Here is a 23,625-nt window from a genome sequence, read left to right as displayed (position 1 = left end):
CCATGCCTGTTGGAGCAACACCTCAATGCGCGATGACTAAAAAACCGCGCTCACTAGTGATCGCTTCAGAAAGGAGCCTCTTAAACGACAAAACCCCACAAAAAGTGGGGTTCGTCAGCAGTCTGAGCCTCGCTTATTAAGCGAGGCTTTTTTTATTGCCGCTGGAACATGATGGGCGGTTGCTTAATCAAGGTAGTCAAATACTTTGACGATCCGTTGTACGCCGCCCACGGCGGAGGCTGCGTTAACGATCCTGTCAGCCTCTTCCCGGGTAACGCGGCCCATTAAATATACGCTGGCGTTTTCGGTGGTGACTTTGATCTTGGAGGAGTCAATGCGGTCATTGGTGGCCAAGTGGCTAATGACGTTAGTGGTTAGCCAGGTGTCAGCTAAGCGCTGACTGGCCGGTAGGCGGGCGGCAATAGTGAGTTCGTTATGAACTTCATTGACTCCACGCAAGCTTTCGGTGACTTCTCCTGCCATGGTGCGTAGCTCTTCACTGGGGACTTGACCTACCAGTAGTACAACACCGTCAAACGCATGGGCACGAATACGGGCATCACCCAGTCGCGCATCGGCACGCTCAAGTGCGTCATCAACTTCACGCTCAATGGTGGCGTCAATGGCTTCAACGTCGTCACTACGTTGGGCATAGTTTGACTGATTGGAGGCTGAGTTGTTGGCGCAGCCAGTGATAAATAGTACCGCGCAAAGCGCAACGGCCATGAAACCGCGAGAGGAAAGACGTTGGGTCATCGTTGTGACTCCTTGGTGCTGGCAGTTAAATAATTAAGTGAAAAGCGTTCAGGTAAAGATAGTGTGCGTGATAGCGCAAAGAAGCGTTGTAGGACTTTTAAACGCTGCCAAACAGTTGTTCGTCAATAAGATCGCATAAGCAGTGAATCACCAGCAAGTGAACTTCCTGAATGCGCGCTGTTGAGGTGGCGGGGACGCGGATCTCGCAGTCATCCTGGCCTAGGAGTGATGCCATATCGCCACCGTCGCGGCCGGTTAGGGCGACCACGGTCATGTCACGATCATGCGCGGCTTGAATGGCTTGCACAATATTGCCCGAATTGCCGCTGGTGGAAATAGCCAGTAATACATCTCCCGGCTGCCCCAAGGCGCGGATTTGTTTTGAGAATACCTCATTATAGCTATAGTCGTTAGCAATTGAGGTAAGCGTAGAGGTATCGGTAGTGAGCGCCAATGCAGGCAGGCTTGGCCGCTCACGTTCGAAGCGATTGAGTAGCTCAGAAGAGAAGTGTTGGCTATCCCCAGCACTACCACCGTTACCACAGGTAAGAATTTTTCCTTCGCTAACAAGGCACTGCACCATCATTTGGCTTGCTACTTCAATAAAAGGCGGAAGTACTTCGCTGGCATAAGTTTTGGTATCGATGCTGGCGTTAAAGTGGCCGAGTATACGAGCTTGAAAGTCCATCAGGGCTTCCCGGTTATAGAATCAAAAGGCATCAAAAGCAGCTTTCGCCCAGTTAAATTCGAGATTGGGCAGCTTGCCAGTAATCGCCAGGATATCAAAGCGGCAAGGCGATGAAAGTCCGTTGCGGGCGATATAGAGTCTTGCTGCGCGCACCAAGCGTTGCTGCTTCTGGTAAGTGACGGTTTCCAGTGGATGGCCATAGCGCGTTGTGGTGCGATGTTTGACCTCGATAAAGACGAGAATATCGCCATCTCGCATTACCAAGTCAAGCTCACCCCCTTTCACGTAATGGTTTTGTGTAATAAGGGTGAGCCCTTGTTGGCCTAACCATTGAGCGGCAATTTGCTCAATGGCAGCGCCACGTGCCCGGGCGGTGTGGGCGTTATTCGTCACTGTCATTCAGATTGGGGATTAAAATAGGTGACGGAACGCCGTTCTGGAATTTTGCCCAGGGCAGCTCGCGGTGAATGCGCCCATCATCGCTTAAGTAAAGCGTTCCGGTACTGCCCTTAAGGCCGTTCATTGCGCCAAGGTTGGAAAAGCGAATGGCTAGTTCGTAGGCGTCTACGCCCATTGCCATTAGTCGAAACATAGAAGCGTCGGACTCGTCGCGTAAGGTCTGGTAGGTTGATGCAAAGGGTAGGGCTTCTTCGCCACCAACAGCCGCATCGGGAATCTGCCAAGGAATATCCATAAATACGACGTCGTTTAAATCTTGATCAAGGCGAGTTTGCAGACGTCCTTCATGCAAATGTGACGTGGCGTAGATAGGCAGGTTGGGGGCGTAGTAATAGTCCATAGTAGGCGGTACTTGGCGCGCATATTCCGGCAAGGCTAGCAGGAAAAGAGCATCAATATTGCTTAGGCGTGCGCGCTCACCACTAACGTTGAGGGCGGTCTGGACGGCGTTAGAAACAGAGCTATCCGGGTTGTAGCGTACGGCGTTGGTGATTTCACCGCCTTGGCTCTGCCACTCATTCCAGAAGGCTTCGCCTACACGTCGGCCCCAATCGTTATCCGGGACCATCAAGGACATCTGGCGATGACCATCCTGCCAGGCACGGCGAGCAGCTTGGCGCGCCTCGTCTTCAGCTGAAAGGCCGTACTGAAACAGGCGCTGTGCTTGGTTGCTGTCGCCGCTACCATAGTTTAGTGCCAGTGTCGGGAGCGGCACGCTGTCGCGCTGCTCAAGTTGGGTGACTTGGTCCTTATCGAGTGGGCCAATAATTAATTGAGAGTTCATTTGCTGAGCGCGATCATAGAGCTCATCTAATGTGTAGCGCGAAGCGTCCAGGAAGCTTAACTCGACATTGCCACCTTTGACTTCGTGGTGCTGACGCATGGCGGTAGCGATGGTGTTGGCTACACTGCTTAGTGGGCCAGATTCTGGTAAGGCAACGACGATACGACGTACTGCCTGACCTTCAAGTTCGGGTAGCGCAATGCTAACAGCGCTAGGCTGATCAAGCGCTTCGCGGGCCCAGCGCTGGCGTTCTGCCAACGTTTTTTGCTGATTAGCCTGCATTGGTAGCTCGTCGTCAAGCACCTGAGTGGCACGTAGCACTGCACGCGGTTCATTCAAGGCGCGGGCAAGTTCAGAGAGCAGTAAGGCCCAGCGCACACGGTCCGATTCTGATAGCAAGCTCTCCTCAATTTCATCGACGGTTTCGAAGGCTCTATCGCGCTCACCTTGCCGGGCTAGAATATTGGCCGCTTCCAGGCGCGTTTTAGCGGCTTGCTCTGGTGCTTGCTGCTCTGCTTGGCTAAGCAGTTGCCCGGGGTCCTCAGCAGGCAAGCGATCCACTACGCTGGGCGGTTGCATTGCACAGCCAACAACGAGAAATGCCATGAGGGTAGTGGCGAGTAAGCCACGTAATGACTGTTTCATGTATCCTTCCTTAAAGTTTCCATTTGCGTTGTTGCTGCTTGTCAGTGATTGCTGAGGCTTCTGTGCAAGCATAGCGCACCGGCAGAGCAGGCCATCAACGAACCAAAAGTCATCAACGAATCGAGAGTCAACAATGACAGACCATAATCCGGGCACATTGTACGTGGTTGCCACGCCAATTGGGAATTTGGATGACTTAACCGCACGTGCTGCTCGGGTCTTAGGGCAAGTAACACGGATTGCTGCTGAAGATACCCGTCATAGCGGCCGTCTGTTGGCACATTTAGGGCTAAATAAGCCCATGCTCTCTTTACACGAGCACAATGAAGCGCGCCGTGTGGATACCTTGGACAGCTATCTCGCCGCAGGCGAAGATATTGCCTTGATTAGCGACGCAGGAACACCGTTGATTAGCGATCCTGGATTTGTGCTGGTGCGCGAATTGAGGGCGCGCAATCGTCATATCGTGCCTATTCCTGGTCCCTGTGCGCTGATCACTGCGCTATCGGGCGCAGGGTTGCCCACCGATCGGTTTGTATTTGCTGGCTTTTTGCCCGCTAAGCCGGGCGCTCGACGCCAAGCGCTAGATGGTTGGAAAACACGTGAAGAGACGCTGGTGTTTTACGAATCGCCTCACCGTATCGTGCACACTCTTGAGGCGTTGCAGGAGCAAATGGCCGGTCGCGATGTGGTGTTGGCGCGAGAGCTAACCAAAACGTTTGAAACATTTCTGCATGGCACGCCTGCATCGTTACTTGAACAGTTAACCGCTGACCCTAATCAAGCGCGCGGCGAATTCGTGGTGATTGTTGCCGGAGCCCCACCGGTTGAGCAGGCTGAACACCAGGATATATCAGCGGAGGCTTTGTTAGAGGCGCTGTTGGCAGAGGGCGTGGGCGTTAAGCAGGGTGCTGCAATTGCAGCGCGAATGCTCGGTGGACGCAAGCAAGCTTGGTACGCTCGTTTGCAAGCAATTAAAGGCGAGCATTGAGGCAAGTCGAGGGCGCTGGTATGCTTGCCGCCGGAGTTGGCCAGACAGTCGCCGCTAATGCCCCTCAAAAGGCGTTGGGGGAGGAAAGTCCGGGCTCCATAGGGCAGAGTGCCAGGTAACGCCTGGGCGGTGTGAGCCGACGGAAAGTGCAGCAGAGAGTAGACCGCCTAAGCCCCTGAAATAAACCTCAGGGGCCGGTAAGGGTGAAAGGGTGCGGTAAGAGCGCACCGCGCGCCTGGTAACAGTGCGTGGCATGGTAAACCCCACTCGGAGCAAGACCAAATAGGGACCCAATGGCGTGGCCCGCGCTGGGTCCGGGTAGGTTGCTTGAGCGCTGTGGTAACGCAGCGCCTAGAGGAATGGCTGTCCACGACAGAACCCGGCTTATCGGCCGACTCCCCCATATCCATATTAGGGCGTGCCTGCACGCCCTTCATTACTTTATCTCTAACATCTTGTGTGAGAAAAAAATGCCTTCTCCTGACGCTGAACAGGTTGCTTCCCGCTTTCACCATACCAGCGTACTACTGGAGGGTGCCGTTGATGCCTTGGTTCACGATGATCAGGGTATTTATTTAGATGGTACTTTTGGGAGAGGGGGCCACTCACGGGTAATTCTTGACCGTCTTAGTGAGCAGGGCCAGCTACTCGCCATGGATCGCGATCCGCAAGCGATTGCCGCCGCCGCTGAAATTAACGATCCACGTTTTCAAATCACCCAGCGTGAATTTGCCCAGCTTGGCGAGTTTGCCCGTGAGCAAGGTGTATACGGAAAGCTCTCCGGCGTGCTGCTGGATGTCGGCGTTTCCTCCCCTCAGCTTGATGATCCCGAACGTGGCTTCAGCTTTATGCGTGATGGCCCGCTGGATATGCGCATGGATCCTACTCAGGGGCAAAGTGTGGCTGATTTCCTGGCCCGGGCCAGTGAAGCGGATATCGCCTATGTGTTTAAAACCTACGGTGAAGAACGTTATGCCAAGCGTTTAGCTCGGGCGGTAGTGAATCGCCGAGTTGAGAAGCCATTTACCCATACGGTGGATTTAGCCGAGGTGCTGAAAGTTGCCCACCCGGCGTGGGAAAAGGTCCGTCACCCGGCAACCAAAGCGTTCCAGGGGCTACGCATCTTCGTCAATAGCGAACTTGAACAGTTAGATAGTGCACTCGAAGCTGCGCTTGAGGCGTTGGCTCCCGGTGGTCGCCTGGTGGTGATCAGTTTTCATTCATTGGAAGATCGCCGGGTGAAGCGCTTTATTCGTCATCATGTCCGTGGTGATACTGATCTTCCCCGCGGCGTGCCCATTCGTGACGATCAATTGAATCGGCGTCTTGAGGCGTTAGGCAAGGGGATGCGGCCAAGCGACGAAGAAGTGGATGCGAATCCTCGTGCACGAAGCGCCGTCATGCGGGCTGCACGCAAACGGATGTAAATGAAATCATGAGCATGGATCGGATTGAGCAGTGGGCAACCACGTTACGCGCCGAATGGCCTTTCAAGTTGCGCCTGCGTGCCTGGCCTTTGGTTATTACGCTGCTTTTTTTACTTTGCATGGCCTCTGGTCTAGGTGTGGTCGTCACGACGCATATGACGAGGGTTCAATTTGCTCAGTTGCAACAGCTAGAGCAAGAGGAGAATCAGCTGCAAACGGAATGGGGGCAACTGCTGCTTGAAGAGGGCGCATGGTCAACGCCTGCCCGTGTCGAGAAAATTGCCACTGAGCGCCTGGGCATGCGTATCCCCGATGTGCACGATGTTGAGGTAATTCAGCCATGAGAAGCGAGCGTCGAGGAGGTACCTCGCGTCAGGCGCCGATTGCGCCGCCTCTTGGCGGCGGGCGTTTCGTGTTTATTTTATTCGCGATCGGTTTGGCCTCCATTATCTTGATTGGCCGCATTACGCTTCTACAAGTCATTGATCGCCCCTTTCTACAAAGTCAGGGGGATGCGCGTACCCTTCGCCATGAAGCAATCCCGGCTCACCGAGGCATGATCACGGACCGCAATGGTGAACCACTGGCGATTTCCACACCAGTGGTCACCCTCTGGGCCAATCCGCAAGAGCTGCCTCAGGATGCTATCCAGCGCGTTATGTTAGCTCAAGCGCTAGGGATGACGCTGAACGATTTTGAGGCGCGGGTAGCACGCTTTAGCGAGCATGAGTTTATGTACCTGCGCCGTCAGATGACCCCAGCAGCTGCCCAACAGATTCTCGATTTGCGCACGCCCGGCGTTTATCAGCAGCGCGAATATAAGCGCTACTATCCCGCCGGTGAAGTGGCCGCGCAATTATTAGGGGTCACCAACGTTGATGATATCGGCCAAGAAGGTTTAGAGCTCTCCTACCAGCCCTATTTAGCAGGTCACCCAGGCCAGCGGCGCGTTATTAAAGATCGCCGTGGTCGCTTGGTGCGTGAGCTTGGCGTCATTAACGAAGCCCAACCAGGGGGCGAGCTAACACTGGCAATTGATCAGCGCATTCAGTATATGGCATACCGCGAACTGCGCGCTGCGGTCGCAGAAAATGAAGCTGACGGCGGCGTACTGGTGATGATGGATGCTCGCACGGGAGAGGTGCTAGCGATGGCTAACTTGCCTTCCTATAACCCCAATAATCGAGCAGGCCTGGATCCACGCGGGCTACGCAATCAAGCGCTGGTAGATGTGTTTGAGCCGGGCTCGGTAATGAAGCCGTTAGCCATGGCGGCTATTTTGGAGAGCGGCGTTGTTGACCGGGACGTAATTGTCGATACATCGCCCGGTTGGATGCGACTAGATCAGTTCACGATCCGCGATTTCCGAAATTACGGCGAACTGGATCTAGCGGGTATTTTAGAGAAGTCGTCGAATATCGGTATGTCGCGTTTGGCGCTGCAACTAAGCGAGACGGCGATTTGGGAAAAGTATAACCAGTTAGGATTAGGACAGGCGCCGGGTACCGGCTTTCCTGGCGAGTCAACGGGTAGCTTACCGGCACCGGTGCGCTGGTCACGCAGCGAGCGGGCTGCGCTTTCTTATGGCTACGGATTGTCAGTGTCAGCGGTTCAACTGGCGAGTGCTTACACGGCATTAGCCAATGAGGGGGTGCGTTTACCCCCTTCTCTACTTCGCCTTTCTGAGCCTCCTCAAGGCATTCCTGCGATATCGCCTACTGTGGCTAATGATCTGCTCAATATTTTAGAAACCTCGGTAGCGGCCTATACCGGCGGGCGTCGGGCCCGAGTAGAAGGCTATCGCGTGGGTGGAAAGACGGGCACGGTGCGTAAAACAGGCCAGCAAGGCTATACCACCGATGCCTACCGCAGTGTGTTTGCAGGCATCGCGCCCATTTCTGATCCGCGTATCGTCACGGTGGTAATGATCGATCACCCTAAGGCGGGTGAGTTTTATGGCGGCGCTGTCGCGGCACCGGTTTTCTCTAGTGTGACGGGGAATGCTTTACGCTTGTTGGACGTTCCGCCGGATCACGAGGCAGAGTAACTATTAAAGGAGATTGCATGACGCTGAGTCCTGGCGATGTGTTAATGGCGCTCGCCCAAGTCTGGCCCCATTCACCGCTACCCGATGAGCTGCCTAAGCTGCCGGACCAGGTACGCATTGAAATGAATTCCCATAAGCTCATTAAAGGAGACATTTTTGTAGCAGTGCCAGGTAGCCAGCGTGACGGGCGCGATTTCATTGAGCAAGCGCTTGATGCTGGTGCTTCGCTTGTTTTGGCGCAGGGGACCGGTAGTGATGTGCGGCTTGAAGGACGTGTGCTGCAACTGCCGCACCTGTCAGTGCGCTTGGGGGAGTTAGGGCGTGCACTGTTTAAAGTGCCGTCTGATCTGTCAGTCATTGCGGTGACCGGTACCAATGGCAAAAGCTCGGTCACTCACTACATTGCGGCTTTGAGTGAAGCGTTGGGAGTGCCGACAGGGCTTATTGGCACGCTAGGGGTAGGTCGCCCTGGCGCGTTGAGTGACAGTGGCTTGACTACGCCAGGGCCCTTGGCGCTTCAAGCGGCATTGGGGAAGTTGGCACAGCAGGGCGTACGATGTGTTGCCCTTGAGGCCTCTTCCCATGCCCTGGACCAGCACCGTTTGGACGCGGTCAACGTAAATGTGGGTGTATTTACCAACCTGACCCGTGATCATTTGGATTACCACGGCAGTATGGCTGCGTATGCTGCATCGAAAGCAAAACTGTTTCGCCGCACTGAGCTAACCCTGGCCGTAGTGAATGGCGATGATCCCCTCGCGCGCTTAATGCTCGCAGGGTGCACGAGCAATGTTCGCGTGCTGGCCACTGGCCAAGACGAAGCCATGACGTTGCGGGTGCTCGATTGGCAAGCCTTTGAGCAGGGACAACAGGCAATGATTGCGACCCCTGAAGGCGAGAAAATGCTCAGTCTAAATCTAATGGGACGCTTTAATTTAGATAACGTACTGCTGGCTTTAGCCGTGCTGTATGGGTTAGGCAAGCCGCTTGATGCGCTCTTTGCCGCAGCCTCCTCCCTTGCGCCAGTGCCGGGCCGGATGGAGCGCCATGGTGATGCCAATACGCCCAGCGTTGTTGTGGACTATGCGCATACGCCGGATGCTCTTCATAGCGCACTCCAAGCGCTGCGCGCCCACTTAGGTGATGCAGGTAAGCTGTGGTGCGTATTTGGTTGTGGTGGTGAGCGCGATACGGGCAAACGAGCCGAAATGGCCAATGCTGCTGAACAGTTGGCGGATTATATCGTGGTCACTGACGACAATCCTCGACACGAGTCCGCTGAGCAAATTCGCCAGCAGATTTTGGCAGGTTTCTCAACGACGGTGGAGCCTATGGAAATCGGTGATCGTCGCGAGGCCCTGGAAACGGTTATTCAAAAGGCGTCTGCGCAAGATGTGGTTTTGATCGCTGGGAAAGGCCATGAAAACTATCAGGAAATACAGGGGGTACGCTACTCCTATGCCGATAGCGAAGAGATCCAGCGTGCCTTTGCCCTGCGGAGTGCCCAATAATGCATTGGACACTCGGTCAGCTCGCCTCAGTGCTGGGCATTGATGCGCCTGCTGAGAAGGGGCAGCTGGTAGTCAGTTCAGTCGTGACCGATAGCCGCAAGATTGAGCCTGGCTGCCTGTTTGTTGCCCTTAAAGGCCCCAACTTTGATGGTCATAATTTTGTTGCGCGCGCAAATGAGCTCGGCGCAGTGGCGGCCTTGGTTGACGCCCCCGTTGCTAATGACCTGCCCCAATTAGTATGCCCCGATACACGCTTGGCCTTAGGACTGCTTGCTGGCGCGCACCGCCGCACATGGCAAGGCCCGCTGGTAGCGGTCACCGGCAATAGCGGCAAGACGACGGTTAAAGAGATGTGTGCCGCATTGCTAGCGCCTTTGGGCGATGTATTGGCCACTCAAGGTAACCTGAATAACGACTTTGGCGCGCCGCTGACCTTATTGCGATTGCGACCACATCATCAAACCGCTGTCATCGAACTGGGCGCTAACCATTTAGGTGAGATTGCCTGGACGGCGCCGTTGGCCCAGCCTGATATCGCCATTATCACCAACGTAACCGGTGCTCATGTGGGCGAGTTTGGTGGCATGGGCCAGATCGCCCAGGCGAAAAGTGAACTGCTGGCCGGGCTGGGTGAACAGGGTACGGCCGTTCTGAATAGAGATGACCACTATTACCCGTTTTGGGCTGCTCGCGCAGCTCCACGGCGGGTCGTGAGCTTTGGTTTTCACCCCCAGGCGGATGTGAGTGCCTCAGCGCTTTCCTGTGATCCGCAAGGGCGGTATGCTTTCACGCTATTACAGCATGGCCGTGCATTGGGCCAGTTGCGTTTGCCGCTACTAGGTAAGCACAATGTCAGTAATGCGCTGGCCGCCGCTGCGGCGGCGTTAACACTGGGCGTGCCAGCAGAAGAAATCATTACACACTTGCAGTCGTTGCAAACGCTGGCAGGAAGGTTGGCTGTGGTGCCTGGTTTGCGTAACGCCATCGTATTGGATGACACTTACAATGCGAACCCAGGGGCGGTTAAGGCGGCGCTGGATACCTTGGCCAGTTTTCCTCCACCACGCTGGTGCGCGCTAGGCGCGATGGGCGAGCTGGGGGAAGCATCGATTGCGCTACACGCGGATATCGGTCGTTATGCTGCTGAACTGGGTATCGATGAGCTACTGACGCTGGGCGATGCTGCACGCGCTGCTAGCGAGGCCTTTGGTCGTGGGCTGCATTTTAACGATCACGAGGCGCTAACGCGTCATGTCACTAATACTTTGCCGCCGGACACCACCTTGCTGGTGAAAGGATCGCGCAGTGCGGGCATGGAACATGTCGTTAATGCACTGCGTTCGGATGAAATAAGGTAAACGCCGTTCATGTTACTCCACTTGGCGAATTTTCTGTCGCAGTACCAGTCTGATTTTCAGGTAGTTAACTATTTAACGCTGCGCGTGATTTTAGGTGCCCTTACTTCGTTAATGCTTTGTTTGTGGTTAGGGCCATGGATGATTCGACGTCTGGTCGAGGGACAAATCGGCCAATCCGTGCGTGACGATGGACCTCAGTCTCATCTTTCCAAGGCTGGCACTCCGACCATGGGCGGGGCGATGATTTTGTTGGCCATCGCCATGAGTACCTTGTTATGGGGGGACTTAACCAATCTTTATATCTGGGTGGTGTTGGGTGTCACACTCGGTTTTGGCGCCATCGGTTGGGTCGATGATTATCGAAAGGTGGTGGAGAAAAATCCCCGCGGTTTGCCTGCCCGCTGGAAGTATTTCTGGCAATCGGTAGTGGGTCTGGGGGCAGCTGTACTGCTCTATCTAACGGCCTCAACGCCGGTTGAAACCAGTTTGTTGGTGCCGCTGTTCAAAGAGGTGGCACTGCCGCTGGGTGTCTTCTATATCGTGCTTACTTACTTTGTCATTGTAGGTAGCTCCAATGCGGTTAATCTAACCGATGGGTTAGATGGTTTGGCCATTATGCCCACAGTGCTCGTGGCCATGGGCCTGTCGGTCTTTGCTTACGCGAGTGGTAATACCGTTTTCGCCGCGTATCTGCATATTCCGTTTATTGCCGGAACCGGTGAATTGGCAGTGTTCTGCGCCACAATTGCCGGTGCGGGTCTTGGTTTTTTATGGTTTAACACCTATCCCGCTCAGGTCTTTATGGGCGATGTAGGTGCCTTGGCGCTAGGCGCTGCGCTGGGCGTAGTGGCGGTAATCGTACGCCAGGAAATCGTGCTGTTTATCATGGGCGGTATTTTTGTCATGGAGACCGTGTCGGTCATCCTTCAGGTGGGTTCCTATAAGCTCACCGGGCGACGCATTTTCCGTATGGCACCGTTGCACCACCACTATGAATTAAAAGGCTGGCCAGAACCACGAGTGATCGTACGTTTTTGGATTATTACCGTGGTGCTGGTACTGCTCGGTCTCGCAACGCTCAAAGTTCGTTAATCATATGGCCAAGACTTCGCCTAGTGATCATTGGCATGATGCGAGAGGGAGCGTGTGATGGTTCGAGTAGCTAAAGGATTGACGCTGGTCGTTGGGTTGGGCGTGTCTGGCCGTGCTATTTGTCGGCATTTAAGTCGATTGAATGTCCCTTACATGGTGGCGGACACGCGTACTGAACCACCGGGATTAGACGACTTCCGATCGGCTCATCCTGGCATTGCGATCCACTGCGGTTCGCTTACATCGCTTGATCTGAGCGATGTAGAAGAGGTGGTGATTAGCCCTGGACTTGACCCGCGAATGCCGGGTTTAGCGGCGTTGGCGGATCAGCTTAATCCTCACACAGGAGAACCCAGGGTAGTGGGCGAAATAGCGTTGTTTGTACGTGCCACAAACACGCCGATAGCCGCTATCACTGGTTCTAATGCGAAGTCGACTGTGACCACGCTGCTCGGTGAAATGGCGGCGGCGGCCGGCGTGAATGCGGCCGTTGGCGGTAATCTGGGCACCCCTGCGCTGGACCTGCTGGCCAGCCACCCGGATGCCGCACTCTATATTCTTGAGCTATCGAGCTTCCAGCTTGAAATGACGCCCCACCTGAATGCCCGTTGTGCTGCCTTTCTGAACTTGTCGGAAGATCACCTTGATCGTCATGGCGATATGCACGGTTATCGTGCCGCCAAACAACGTATTTTTATTGGTGCCGAGCAAGCTGTGGTGAATGCAGATGATTCTAACACGTGGCCTGCATATCCCGTTGACCAAGTGACTTACTTTACTCAAGCAGCCCCAAAGGGGAGCGAGTGGGGGCTGGCGTATTACCAGAGTAAATTGACGTTAATGCAAGGCTCCACCCCTTGGTTGGCTATTGATGAGTTAAAAATGGCCGGCCAGCACAACTATCTCAATGCTTTGGCCGCACTGGCCATGGGGCAGATGCTGGGCTTTGTGGCTGAGCCCATGTGCAACGCGCTGCGGGAATTTAAAGGCTTGGTACACCGCAGCGAAGTGATTGCAGAAATTAACGGCGTCACCTGGGTTAACGACACCAAAGGCACCAATGTTGGGGCCACGCTGGCGGCGATTAACGGCATTGGCGCTACGTTGAAGGGACGCTTAATTTTATTGGCAGGCGGGATTGGCAAGGGGGCAGACTTTGCGCCGTTGGCAAAGCCTTTAACAGCGTGCGCGCGTCATGTGCTGTTGTTCGGACTTGATGCTCCGCGAATAGCCGCGGCGCTGCATGGGCAAGTAATAACTCAGCAAGTGGAAGATCTAACCCAGGCCATGCAAGTAGCTTCTGAGCTAGCCCAGCCGGGAGACTGTGTGCTGCTGTCACCCGCCTGTGCGAGCCTGGACCAGTTTGCCAATTACCAAGAGCGCGGCGAGGTTTTTCGCCGCTGGGTGCAAGATAAGGCCCAGTCTACTGCTGGGGGAGCGTTATGAGTCGACTGCAGCGTCTGCGTAATAAGCTTACAACACGTGACCTTCCTTGTGATGTATGGTTAATAATGGCAGCGATTGCTCTGGCGGGCTTGGGATGGGTAATGGTAAGTTCAGCATCGATCGGCTTGCTGGAAGATACCTACCACTACTCACGCCAACATGGCATCTTTCTTGTGCTAGCTATTTTGGCCTGTGTTTTTATGCTCTGCGTGCCGCTTGAAGTTTGGCGACAGAATGCAGCGCTGATACTGCTCACCACTATTTTTCAGTTGGTATTGGTGCTTATTATTGGTCAGGAGATTAATGGCAGTAAACGCTGGATAGCGTTACCGGGGCCCTTGCCTAGTTTACAAGTCTCTGAATTTGCCAAAATAGGGCTGATTTTTTATATGGCGGCATTTATGTCGCGATTCACCTATGACCTGCGTCGCCGTGCGTTCAGTATGTGGCGTCCATTGGCAGTGCTGGCTGTTCCAGCAGGGTTGCTGTTTTTAGCACCTGATTTCGGTGGCATGGTGGTGTTTACCGTTTGCGTCATTGGTATGCTGATGATGAGCGGCGCATCGCTTTTTTTACTGGTAGGCAGCGGAGCATTACTTGGCTCTGGGGCGGTAATGATGGTGGTGATTGAGCCCTATCGACTAGCACGGTGGACCAGTTTTCTTGATCCCTGGGCGGACCAGTTCGCGACAGGCTACCAGTTAACCCAGGCGTTGATTGCCTTTGGGCGGGGGCATGTGACGGGCACTGGCCTGGGCAACAGTGTACAGAAATTGCATTACCTGCCTGAGGCGCATACCGACTTTATCTTTGCGGTAATCGCTGAAGAGCTGGGTATGATTGGCGCGATAATGGTCGTGCTGCTATTTACCTTGTTTATTGCACGCGCTATGTGGGTAGGGCGCAAAGCTGAACTAGCAGGACACCTTTTCGGCGCTTACGTGAGCTATGGCATTGGTTTTGTTGTGGCCGCACAGGCGTTTATTAATATGGCGGTTAGCTCCGGGCTGTTACCAACGAAAGGGTTAACTTTGCCATTAATGAGCTACGGTGGCTCTAGCTTGCTAGTCACTGGGGTCATGGTGGGATTGCTGCTGCGTACAGATGCTGAAACCCGTCATCGGCCCCGACGCGCGTCTACCCCGTATAAATCGCGCTATGAGCCGCGTTTATCCTAATGTTATGCCGCTGAGTGTTATCAGGAGTTTGATGTGACGACTAACGTTAGGCGGCGAGTGCTAATCATGGCAGGTGGCACCGGCGGCCATGTTTTCCCTGCGCTTTCGCTCGCCAAAGCATTGCAGGCACAGCAGGTTAACGTCGAGTGGCTAGGCAGCCCTAGAGGAATCGAAAACCACTTGGTGCCTGAAGCGGGCATACCATTGCATACCATTGCAATTAGCGGTTTGCGTGGTAATGGAATGGCGGGTTGGCTAAAGGCACCGTTAAATCTTAGCCGTGCTATCTTGCAGGCGCGCGCCATCATTCGCCACTTCAGACCTCAACTGGTGGTCGGCTTGGGTGGCTTCGCCAGTGGCCCCGGCGGTTTAGCTGCATGGCTGTCAGGCGTTCCTTTGGTCATTCATGAGCAGAATGCCGTTGCAGGGCTCACTAATCGCGTTTTATCCCGACTGGCCAAGCGTACCTATGCCGCCTTCCCTGAAGCATTTGGGGCACGGGCCGAGGTGATTGGCAATCCAGTACGTGACGATATTGCTGCCTTGGGGAGTACGCCGCGAGATGCCGAAACGCTCTCTATTCGGCCTCTTCGCCTATTAGTGGTGGGCGGCTCGCTCGGCGCGGTTGCACTGAACGAGCGTTTAGCACCTGCACTTGCCACACTGCCTGTTGAACAGCGCCCACAGGTGCGCCATCAGGCGGGCAAAGATCGTGACGAGATTACAGCTGAAAATTATCAGCAGCACGGCGTGAGCGCCGAGGTTATCTCTTTTATTGACGATATGGCCGCTGCGTACGAATGGGCCGATTTAGTAGTATGTCGCTCCGGTGCGCTCACTGTCGCAGAGTTAGCGGCGGCGGCTAAGCCAGCACTGCTGGTGCCATTCCCTTTTGCAGTCGATGATCATCAACGTGTCAATGCGCAAGTGTTAGTGAAGGCGGGTGCTGCGAAGTGTGTTATCCAGTCTGAGCTAACCGAAGAGCGTTTAAGCGAATTTTTAAATGAATTGCTCGTCCCCAACATCCTGGCTGCGATGGCGGCAAAGGCACGTCAGGCCGCGCATTTAGATGCAACTGAGCGCTTGGCTGAGGGATGTTTGGCGATGATGCCGTTAGGAGACCCTGCGTGACCGATACAGATAAAACCATGACACCCTCAAGCGTTACTGCCATTGGCCCTGGTATGCGTCGAATTCGACGTATTCATTTTGTCGGTATCGGTGGCGCGGGGATGTGTGGAATCGCAGAAGTATTGGCAAACCAGGGGTATACCGTCAGCGGTAGTGACATGAAAAACTCTTCCGTCGTAGAGCGGTTGCGTCGGTGCGGTGTATGCGTGGCGATCGGCCATGCCGAAGCTAACGTTGAAAGCGCCGATGTAGTGGTAGTGTCTAGCGCCATTGATGAGAAAAACCCGGAAATACGTTGGGCACATGAGCATCGTGTACCGGTCGTGCGTCGGGCTGAAATGCTTGCTGAGCTGATGCGGTTTCGACATGGCATTGCCGTGGCGGGTACTCATGGAAAAACCACGACGACTAGCTTGACAGCGACTCTACTGGCAGAAGGGGGATTAGACCCAACCTTTGTTATCGGCGGCAAGTTAACCAGTGCCGGCGCTAATGCCCGTTTGGGGGAGGGGGACTATCTTGTTGCCGAAGCTGATGAGTCCGATGCTTCGTTTTTGCACCTACAGCCCATGGTGTCGATTGTTACTAATATTGATGCTGACCATATGGCGACCTATGGCGGTGACTTCGAGCGGCTAAAAAGTACCTTTATCGAATTTCTGCACAATTTACCGTTTTATGGTCTCGCGGTGCTGTGTATTGATGATCCCCACGTACGCGTGCTGTGTGAGCAGGTGAAGCGGCAGTTTGTTACCTATGGGTTTGATAGCGATGCTGATTATCGCATTGTTGATTTTACCCAACGAGGTGGTGAGGTGTCGTTTACTGCGTTACGTCCAGGTGGCGCTGAACCTCTCGCGGTGCGCTTAGCTATGCCAGGTCGCCATAATGCCTTAAATGCAATGGCAGCGATTGTCGTGGCGACGGATTCAGGCGTTAGCGATAGGGCTATTTTAAGCGGGCTGGTGGGTTTTGCAGGCGTAGGTCGTCGCTTCCAGGTGCATGGTCATTTCCCTGCGCCAAAAGGGGGGGGGGACATTATGCTGGTAGATGACTACGGTCATCACCCGCGTGAAGTTGACATGGTTATCCAGGCGATTCGTGCGGGATGGCCCGACCGTCGTCTAGTCATGCTTTATCAGCCTCATCGCTACAGCCGTACCCGCGATTTATACGAGGACTTTGTACGGGTGCTTTCTCAAGTCGATACGTTAATACTGCTTGATGTATACAGTGCCGGTGAAACGGTTATTCCTGGCGCTGAGGGTAGAACCCTGGCGGGATCTATTCGTCAGCGCGGTGAAGTCGACCCACTCTTTGTCGAACATAAAAGTGAGTTACCTGTGCTGTTAGCCAATGTATTACATCCCAATGATATTTTAATTACCCAGGGCGCTGGCGATGTAGGTGGTATTTCTCTTAGCTTGGCACAGGCACAGCTAGCGATGAACGAGGTGGTACTGTGAGCGCTGAAGTAGCAACAAACGTATCCTTTGAAAACGTCGTGGTGGTTTACGGCGGGACGTCTGCTGAGCGCGAAGTATCGCTTAAAAGCGGTGCTGCAGTGCTTGAGGCGCTTCAGCGCAAAGGCGTCAATGCCTCTGGCTATGATCCTAGAGACAATGGTTTGGTCGGTTTAGAACAGTTGGCTCCTTCTGTGGTCTTTGTTGCACTGCATGGACGAGGCGGCGAAGACGGTACGCTGCAGGGAGCGCTAGAGCTGCTCAATATTGCTTATACCGGCAGTGGCGTGCTTGCTTCGGCGCTAGGAATGGATAAGCAGCGCACTAAACAGGTATGGAGCGCCGTTGGCTTACCGACACCTGAAAGTATTATGTTGGATGAAGCTGCGGACTGGTCAGCCGTGGTGGCGCAGCTTGGCTTGCCGCTGATCGTGAAACCCGTGCATGAAGGCTCTACGCTGGGTATTAGCATTGTGAAAAGTCAGGCGGCGCTTGAGGCGGCGTATCGTGAGGCGGCGCAGTTTGATGCGCTTGTGATGGCGGAGCGATTTATAGTAGGCGATGAGTATACGGTCGCGCTGCTTGGTGATCAGGTGCTGCCTGCGATCCGTGTTGAAGTGCCTGGCGGTTTTTATGACTACGAAGCCAAATATATAGCTAACACCACTCAGTACCACTTGCCGTGTGGCTTATCTTCCGAGCATGAAGCAGAGCTGGCCGTACTCTGCCAGCAGGCATTTGCGGCTATTGGTGGGGCAGGGTGGGGTCGAGTTGATGTCATGCGCGATAATGATGGACGCTTTTGGCTGTTGGAAGTCAATACAGTCCCCGGTATGACCGATCATAGCCTAGTGCCCCAGTCGGCGGCACATGCGGGCATATCCTTCGACGATCTAGTGTTGAAAATACTGCAAACCGCAGGCGGGCAGTAATCGCTATGGCGCGTTTGTTATGAAGGGTGCCTTATGAAAAGGCGTAATGCTTGGCTGGGTATTCTCTTGCTTGCTTTGCTAATGGGAGCAGGCAGTCGTGCCCTTTGGCTGTGGTTAGACCGCCCGATTGAGCGGGTGTCGATTCGTGGTGAATGGGAATACGTAAGTGCCGATTATCTACGTACTCAATTAGCGCCATTAGTGGTCAATGCCACTTGGCTCTCGGCAGACCTTGGTGAGTTGCGTGACCAAGCGCTTCAGGTGGGCTGGTTGAATGAAGTACGTATTTCCCGTGAATGGCCTAATGCACTTGTGTTTGAACTAGTAGAGCAGCAGCCCGTCGCGCGCTGGAATGATGATTTCTTGCTTAATCCTGAAGGCGAGCCTTTCGCATTTGCGCCATTAGCATCCCCCTCTGGTTTGCCTGACTTGGCAGGTCCCAACGGTAGCAGCGAAGAAGTGTTAAACTATTATCATCGACTAAAACTTCACTTTGAACAGTTATCGCTGGATCTTACTCAACTTCGTTTAGAACCACGCGGAGCGTGGCGGCTGCAATTAAATGAAGGTGCTTGGGTGATGTTAGGGCGACGGCAGCATGAGGTACGCTTGGCACGTTTATCGGCCTCATGGCAACGCGAGTTGTATACCCTTAGCGAGCAAATCCGCTATATTGACCTGCGTTACCCTAATGGGGTCGCTGTTGCTTGGCATGGAGAAAGTGAATTTGCAGTGCAAGTTGAGTAACTCTTCTATTACTTGAAGCAAATAAGGTGTAAAAGTAAGTGGTTGCCATCGTTGAAAAAGCTAATAATGGGCTTTAAATTGCTTTCCCGGCCCATTATTGTGGGTTTGTAGTAGTCGTATTGAAGCTGTTGTTTCTATACTATGGGTTAGTCGCGGGTTAAATGGTTTTTAATTTCGGCTATTTGTACTTGGCGAATGTCTCGGTAATAGCACTGATTATTTTGGGTAGCACGTTTTCAATGTTAAGCGTTGGATTAAACGTCACCCTATTTATAGTTACTTTTAACAATGACGCAAGGAGATTTCCCGACTCATGGCAGGCTCACCTAACGCATCCAATATGGTGGTCGGGCTGGACATTGGAACGTCCAAGGTCGTCGCGATAGTCGGTCAACCTACCGATGACGGCGGAATTGAAATTGCCGGTATTGGCTCGCATCCTTCGCGTGGTATGAAGCGCGGCGTCGTGATCAATATTGAATCAACAGTGCAGTCAATCCAGCGAGCTGTTGAAGAAGCCGAGTTGATGGCTGGCTGTGATATTCACTCGGTATATGTGGGTGTGGCCGGTAGTCATATTAGTTCAATGAACTCGGATGGCGTAGTGGCCATCAAAGAACGCGAAGTCACTCCCTCCGACATTGAGCGAGTTATTGATTCGGCACGTGCGCGTGCTATTTCTGAAGGACAGCGTGTGTTACATGTGCTGCCTCAGGAGTTCTCGATCGATGCTCAAGGCGGCATTCGCGAACCGCTAGGTATGTCCGGTGTGCGCTTGGAAGCCCAGGTGCATTTGGTGACAGCTGCCTCAAACGCAGTGCAAAATATTGAAAAGTGCGTGCGCCGCTGTGGATTGGAGGTTGATGCTATTATTTTGGAGCAGCTTGCTTCAAGTATGGCTGTTCTAACTGAAGATGAGCGTGAGCTGGGTGTCTGTATGGTAGATATTGGTGGTGGCACCACTGATATGGCTATTTTCAGCGAAGGCGCGATTCGCCACACGGCAGTTATCCCTATCGCCGGTGACCAAGTCACTAACGATATTGCGATGGCATTGCGTACCCCAACGCAGCACGCTGAAGAGATAAAGGTTAAATATGCTTGCGCGCTAACCCATTTAGCGGCAAGTGATGAAATGATCAAAGTGCCTAGCGTAGGCGATCGTCCTGCGCGTGACCTATCACGGCAAGCACTTGCCGAGGTGGTAGAGCCACGCTATGAAGAATTGTTTACGCTAGTACGAGATGAATTGCGCCGTAGTGGCTATGAAGACATGGTGGCTGCCGGGATAGTGCTTACGGGTGGCACCTCGCGCATGGAAGGTGTTAGCGAATTGGCGGAAGAGATTTTTCATATGCCTGTTCGTATCGCATGTCCGCAGAATGTAAGAGGTTTGGCGGATGTCGTTCGTAACCCAATTTATGCGACGGGCGTTGGTCTACTGCATTATGCCTTGCAGGAAACGCGTCATGGGCAAGGTCTTAAAAGCCACGGGGGGGTGGTTGCAGCTCATAAGGGCCGCAATGAGCTTGCCCGGCGTGATATCAAGGAAGACTATTCGGCGCTAGCAAGAATGAAAGGCTGGTTCAAAGGAAATTTCTGACAGGGCCGCAAGCGCGGTTCAGGAGACGGGGCTTATGTTCGAATTGGTAGATAACGCACCCTCGAGCAGTGCGGTCATCAAAGTGGTTGGCGTTGGCGGCGGTGGCGGCAATGCTGTTAACCACATGGTCGAAAGTAATATTGAAGGCGTAGAGTTTATCTGCGCTAACACGGATGCACAGGCGCTTAAGCGTGTATCGGCGAAGACCGTGTTACAGCTAGGCAGTGAAATTACCAAAGGGTTGGGCGCAGGTGCCAATCCTGAGGTAGGTCGCCAAGCGGCAATGGAAGACCGAGAGCGCATTGCGGAGTTGCTGGTAGGCGCCGACATGGTGTTTATCACTGCCGGTATGGGCGGTGGTACAGGCACTGGAGGCGCGCCCGTTGTTGCTCAGGTCGCCAAAGAATTAGGTATTCTTACTGTCGCAGTCGTCACGCGCCCCTTCCCCTTCGAGGGGCCGAAGCGTATGCGTGCGGCTGAAGAGGGCATGAAAGAGCTCTCTGAGCACGTCGATTCGCTGATTACTATTCCCAACGAAAAACTGTTGTCGGTGCTGGGTAAAAATGCCACGCTGCTAACGGCGTTTAGTGCTGCTAACGATGTGCTATTGGGAGCGGTTCAAGGAATTGCAGAGCTGATTACCAGCCCCGGTATCATCAACGTCGACTTCGCCGATGTACGCACCGTTATGTCTGAAATGGGCATGGCGATGATGGGCACCGGCGGGGCGACGGGTGAAAACCGCGCGCGTGAAGCTGCCGAAAAAGCCATTCGCAGCCCGCTGCTGGAAGATATCGATCTTCATGGCGCACGCGGCATCCTGGTCAACATCACTGCTGGTCCGGATTTGTCGATCGGCGAGTTCAATGATGTCGGCGCTACCGTACAAGAGTTTGCGTCGCCAGATGCTACCATCGTAGTGGGCACCTCCATTGATATGGAAATGTCCGACGAGTTACGCGTCACGGTTGTTGCTGCAGGCTTAGACGGTAACAAAGCCAAAACGGCCGCACGTGAGCCAGCGCGTCGTTCGGCGGCGGAAGCATCATCTGATTATCGTAAGTTGCAGCAACCAACCGTTATGCGTCAGCAGGCGACAGCCCGAGCTGAAGCGCCCGAAGCTGCCGCGAACCCTCGACCTGAAAAGCGTCGCGCTACCGAAGCCGATGACTATTTGGATATCCCTGCCTTTCTTCGTCGTCAGGCGGATTGATCCTCGGCATCCGGTTCATGGCTTCAGCGAGCGAGCGTTTTATTGGCTAAAACGCTCGTTTGCTGTTAAAGTGAACACTGTTTGATAACTTTTTTCCTACGGTCATCGCCGTCACGAGAGTACGACTACTACCCATGATCAGACAACGCACCCTACAAAACGTCATTCGCGCCACCGGCGTGGGTCTGCATTCTGGCAAAAAAGTCCACTTGGCTTTGCGTCCGGCGCCCGTCAATACGGGGATTGTATTTGTTAGAACCGATCTGGATCCTGTTGTGCATGTGCCAGCGCGTGCTGAATTGGTTGAAGATACCAAGCTGTGCACGGCACTGTCATTCAGTGGGGTAAAAGTAGCAACGGTTGAGCACCTAATGTCAGCATTTGCCGGGCTGGGTATTGATAATGCTTATGTAGACATTAGCGAACCTGAAGTACCCATTATGGATGGGAGTGCGAGTCCGTTCGTGTTTTTGATTCAATCGGCGGGTATTTTAGAGCAGGATGCGGCGAAGAAATTCATTCGTATTAAGCATCGCGTAGCGGTTAGCGATGGCGATAAAGAGGCTGTGTTCCTGCCTCACCAAGGATTCAAGGTTTCCTTTGCGATTGATTTTGATCACCCTGTTTTTGACCAGCAAAAACAAACTGCACTGATCGATTTTTCGACCACATCTTTTGTTAAAGAAGTGTCACGGGCACGTACCTTTGGGTTTATGCGTGACTTAGAATTTTTGCGCTCTAATAACCTAGCGTTAGGCGGAAGTTTAGACAACGCCATTGTGGTTGATGATTACCGAATCGTTAACGAAGGTGGTCTTCGCTATGAAGACGAGTTTGTTAAGCATAAAGTTTTGGATGCAATCGGCGATTTGTATCAATTGGGCTACAGCTTGATCGGTGAGTTTCGCGGCGTGAAGTCAGGACACGCCCTGAACAACCAGCTTTGCCGTGAATTGATGGCGCAGCCAGATGCCTACGAAATAGTCACCTTTGAAGAAGAAAAAGCGGTAGCGCCAATTTCTTATGCTGCGCCTGCAATGGCATAGTCTAAGTATCCATTGGTGATTGGCGCTGCTTATTAAGTAAGCAGTTTGCTAACTTGCTAGTACTCTCAGCAGTGTGTCAACATAAATAAAGCATCGCTTAGGCGATGCTTTATTCGTTATAAGCTATTGATCTTTAATAAAAAGTTGTTGGCGGAAAAACAATATTACTTATTAGATGGCCGGGCATGGGACGCAAGCCGTTCCAGAGCGCGTTTTAGCGCCGGGTTGGTAGTGTCATCCGCACACTCCGCCAGTGTTTTGCCAGCATCTACCGATAGGTTACGTGTGTTGCGTGGTGGTGCCACAATAGGGCGCACAGGACGTACCTTGAAGGTAAATCCGTTTACTCCCTCAAAGCCGGGCAGTTGATGTAGCAGGTCTAAGAGGCGGCGCTGCTCAAAGCGCAACCACGTTAACCAACTGGCTTGGCCGCTAATCAATGTCAATCGACCTTCGCGAAAACCACCGACAAAAATATGTTCACGCATCTCTTCGGGTAGATGAGCACGCAGGTGTCGTTGGGCCTGATCGATTAAACGAGAAAGGCGCATTAACTGATTAATATCACCCGAGTTGGTGAGCAAGCGGGCGATGGGCTGTGCGCGAGAACGCTTAACCTTTATACTCATACGCTTAATTCCTAGGGTGCTGCTGTTTTAGGCACCACTACTAATGACGTCGGCTACCTTCGCCGATGGCTGATTAGTAAACTTTACCACGCTCAGGAGCCGGTCTACAGCATGCCATCTACGCTTGATTTCCAATCAGCTTTGCCACGGCGTCAGCGCCGCTACGGTATAGCGCGTTGGTGGCTGGCGGGTCTGCTAGTGAGCTGCCTTTTACCCGGCAATTTAGGCCCCGCCGATGCTTTTCGCAACGGTGAACGCAGCATCACTATTTGCTTATGGGTGCCCGCGGTTTTACGTGCGCAATCGCACTGGATTGCCAAAAGACGCCGAGCTCTACGTCGCTGGATGCAAACACCTCGGCGATTTGCCCCTATACGCCGCCTAAGTAGCTGGCTACCGCCGATGCCACTGCTAGTTGCGGCGCGAGATGTTTTGACCCAACGCGGCCCGCCCTCCTATCAATTCGGTCATTAGTATTG

Annotated in this window: 22 protein-coding genes and 1 other RNA gene; 18 read left to right on the top strand and 5 right to left on the bottom strand. The window is 53.6% G+C overall.

The features are described from left to right. Nucleotides 1-183: 183 nt before the first annotated feature. From ACUVOF_RS21385 to ACUVOF_RS21370, 4 genes are all read right to left on the bottom strand, one after another. Entirely contained in the window at nt 184-756 is a 573-nt protein-coding gene (locus ACUVOF_RS21385; RefSeq protein WP_447046241.1) for a BON domain-containing protein, read from the bottom strand. Between the two features lie 97 nt (nt 757-853). Then, nucleotides 854-1,444, bottom strand: a complete 591-nt coding sequence (locus ACUVOF_RS21380) for a phosphoheptose isomerase (protein ID WP_447046240.1) — start codon at nt 1,442-1,444, stop codon at nt 854-856. 21 nt (nt 1,445-1,465) lie between these two features. Further along, nucleotides 1,466-1,843 carry a YraN family protein gene (locus tag ACUVOF_RS21375; RefSeq protein ID WP_447046239.1) on the bottom strand — a complete coding sequence of 126 codons (378 nt, stop codon included), beginning with the start codon at nt 1,841-1,843 and terminating at the stop codon, nt 1,466-1,468. Continuing rightward, nucleotides 1,827-3,332, bottom strand: coding sequence for a penicillin-binding protein activator (locus ACUVOF_RS21370; RefSeq protein WP_447046238.1), 1,506 nt, complete (start codon nt 3,330-3,332; stop codon nt 1,827-1,829). The genes ACUVOF_RS21375 and ACUVOF_RS21370 overlap by 17 nt, the downstream gene beginning before the upstream one ends. A 133-nt stretch (nt 3,333-3,465) precedes the next feature. Here ACUVOF_RS21370 and rsmI point away from each other — a divergent pair, with 133 nt between their 5' ends. The 17 genes from rsmI (at nt 3,466) to lpxC (ending at nt 22,517) form a co-directional block, all read left to right on the top strand. After that, the gene (gene rsmI, locus ACUVOF_RS21365) at nt 3,466-4,323 is read left to right on the top strand and encodes a 16S rRNA (cytidine(1402)-2'-O)-methyltransferase (protein WP_447046237.1); all 858 of its coding nucleotides are present in this window, start codon (nt 3,466-3,468) and stop codon (nt 4,321-4,323) included. Between the two features lie 32 nt (nt 4,324-4,355). Further along, nucleotides 4,356-4,726, top strand: an RNA gene (gene rnpB, locus ACUVOF_RS21360) — RNase P RNA component class A. 67 nt (nt 4,727-4,793) lie between these two features. Further along, a complete protein-coding gene (gene rsmH, locus ACUVOF_RS21355) occupies nt 4,794-5,750 on the top strand; it encodes a 16S rRNA (cytosine(1402)-N(4))-methyltransferase RsmH (RefSeq protein ID WP_447046236.1) in 957 nt (318 codons plus the stop codon). Nucleotides 5,751-5,758: 8 nt separating this feature from the next. After that, entirely contained in the window at nt 5,759-6,094 is a 336-nt protein-coding gene (gene ftsL, locus ACUVOF_RS21350; protein WP_447046235.1) for a cell division protein FtsL, read from the top strand. Further along, nucleotides 6,091-7,797, top strand: a complete 1,707-nt coding sequence (locus tag ACUVOF_RS21345) for a peptidoglycan D,D-transpeptidase FtsI family protein (RefSeq protein WP_447046234.1) — start codon at nt 6,091-6,093, stop codon at nt 7,795-7,797. The genes ftsL and ACUVOF_RS21345 overlap by 4 nt, the downstream gene beginning before the upstream one ends. A gap of 17 nt (nt 7,798-7,814) precedes the next feature. Next, the gene (locus tag ACUVOF_RS21340) at nt 7,815-9,308 is read left to right on the top strand and encodes a UDP-N-acetylmuramoyl-L-alanyl-D-glutamate--2,6-diaminopimelate ligase (RefSeq protein WP_447046233.1); all 1,494 of its coding nucleotides are present in this window, start codon (nt 7,815-7,817) and stop codon (nt 9,306-9,308) included. Then, on the top strand, nt 9,308-10,666 hold the full coding sequence (locus ACUVOF_RS21335) for a UDP-N-acetylmuramoyl-tripeptide--D-alanyl-D-alanine ligase (protein ID WP_447046232.1): 1,359 nt from the start codon (nt 9,308-9,310) through the stop codon (nt 10,664-10,666). The genes ACUVOF_RS21340 and ACUVOF_RS21335 overlap by 1 nt, the downstream gene beginning before the upstream one ends. Nucleotides 10,667-10,675: 9 nt before the next feature. Further along, nucleotides 10,676-11,758 (top strand): phospho-N-acetylmuramoyl-pentapeptide-transferase, encoded by a 1,083-nt coding sequence (mraY, locus tag ACUVOF_RS21330; protein WP_113268156.1) that lies wholly within the window; start codon nt 10,676-10,678, stop codon nt 11,756-11,758. 57 nt (nt 11,759-11,815) lie between these two features. Then, nucleotides 11,816-13,204, top strand: a complete 1,389-nt coding sequence (gene murD / locus ACUVOF_RS21325) for a UDP-N-acetylmuramoyl-L-alanine--D-glutamate ligase (protein WP_447046231.1) — start codon at nt 11,816-11,818, stop codon at nt 13,202-13,204. Then, complete coding sequence (gene ftsW / locus ACUVOF_RS21320) at nt 13,201-14,382, top strand: putative lipid II flippase FtsW (protein WP_447046230.1); 1,182 nt, start codon at nt 13,201-13,203, stop codon at nt 14,380-14,382. The genes murD and ftsW overlap by 4 nt, the downstream gene beginning before the upstream one ends. 33 nt (nt 14,383-14,415) lie before the next feature. Beyond that, entirely contained in the window at nt 14,416-15,513 is a 1,098-nt protein-coding gene (gene murG, locus ACUVOF_RS21315) for an undecaprenyldiphospho-muramoylpentapeptide beta-N-acetylglucosaminyltransferase (protein WP_447046229.1), read from the top strand. 17 nt (nt 15,514-15,530) lie between these two features. Continuing rightward, entirely contained in the window at nt 15,531-16,979 is a 1,449-nt protein-coding gene (gene murC / locus ACUVOF_RS21310) for a UDP-N-acetylmuramate--L-alanine ligase (protein WP_447046245.1), read from the top strand. Then, nucleotides 16,976-17,908, top strand: coding sequence for a D-alanine--D-alanine ligase (locus ACUVOF_RS21305; protein WP_447046228.1), 933 nt, complete (start codon nt 16,976-16,978; stop codon nt 17,906-17,908). The genes murC and ACUVOF_RS21305 overlap by 4 nt, the downstream gene beginning before the upstream one ends. 33 nt (nt 17,909-17,941) lie before the next feature. Next, nucleotides 17,942-18,655: a cell division protein FtsQ/DivIB gene (locus tag ACUVOF_RS21300; protein WP_447046227.1), complete on the top strand. Its 714-nt coding sequence runs from the start codon at nt 17,942-17,944 to the stop codon at nt 18,653-18,655. Nucleotides 18,656-18,968: 313 nt separating this feature from the next. Beyond that, nucleotides 18,969-20,258 carry a cell division protein FtsA gene (ftsA, locus tag ACUVOF_RS21295; RefSeq protein ID WP_447046226.1) on the top strand — a complete coding sequence of 430 codons (1,290 nt, stop codon included), beginning with the start codon at nt 18,969-18,971 and terminating at the stop codon, nt 20,256-20,258. Between the two features lie 34 nt (nt 20,259-20,292). Continuing rightward, nucleotides 20,293-21,471 carry a cell division protein FtsZ gene (gene ftsZ / locus ACUVOF_RS21290; protein WP_447046225.1) on the top strand — a complete coding sequence of 393 codons (1,179 nt, stop codon included), beginning with the start codon at nt 20,293-20,295 and terminating at the stop codon, nt 21,469-21,471. Between the two features lie 134 nt (nt 21,472-21,605). Continuing rightward, entirely contained in the window at nt 21,606-22,517 is a 912-nt protein-coding gene (gene lpxC / locus ACUVOF_RS21285; protein ID WP_113268148.1) for a UDP-3-O-acyl-N-acetylglucosamine deacetylase, read from the top strand. A gap of 164 nt (nt 22,518-22,681) precedes the next feature. On the opposite strand, the gene ACUVOF_RS21280 is transcribed toward lpxC, so the two are convergent. Next, on the bottom strand, nt 22,682-23,146 hold the full coding sequence (locus tag ACUVOF_RS21280) for a DUF721 domain-containing protein (RefSeq protein ID WP_447046224.1): 465 nt from the start codon (nt 23,144-23,146) through the stop codon (nt 22,682-22,684). A 111-nt stretch (nt 23,147-23,257) separates the two neighbouring features. On the opposite strand from ACUVOF_RS21280, the gene ACUVOF_RS21275 reads away from it, so the two are divergent. Further along, nucleotides 23,258-23,620 carry a hypothetical protein gene (locus tag ACUVOF_RS21275; protein WP_447046223.1) on the top strand — a complete coding sequence of 121 codons (363 nt, stop codon included), beginning with the start codon at nt 23,258-23,260 and terminating at the stop codon, nt 23,618-23,620. Nucleotides 23,621-23,625: the final 5 nt, after the last annotated feature.

The sequence above is a fragment of the Vreelandella sp. H-I2 genome (genome assembly GCF_052959335.1).
This window is presented reverse-complemented; position numbering and strand designations above follow the sequence as displayed.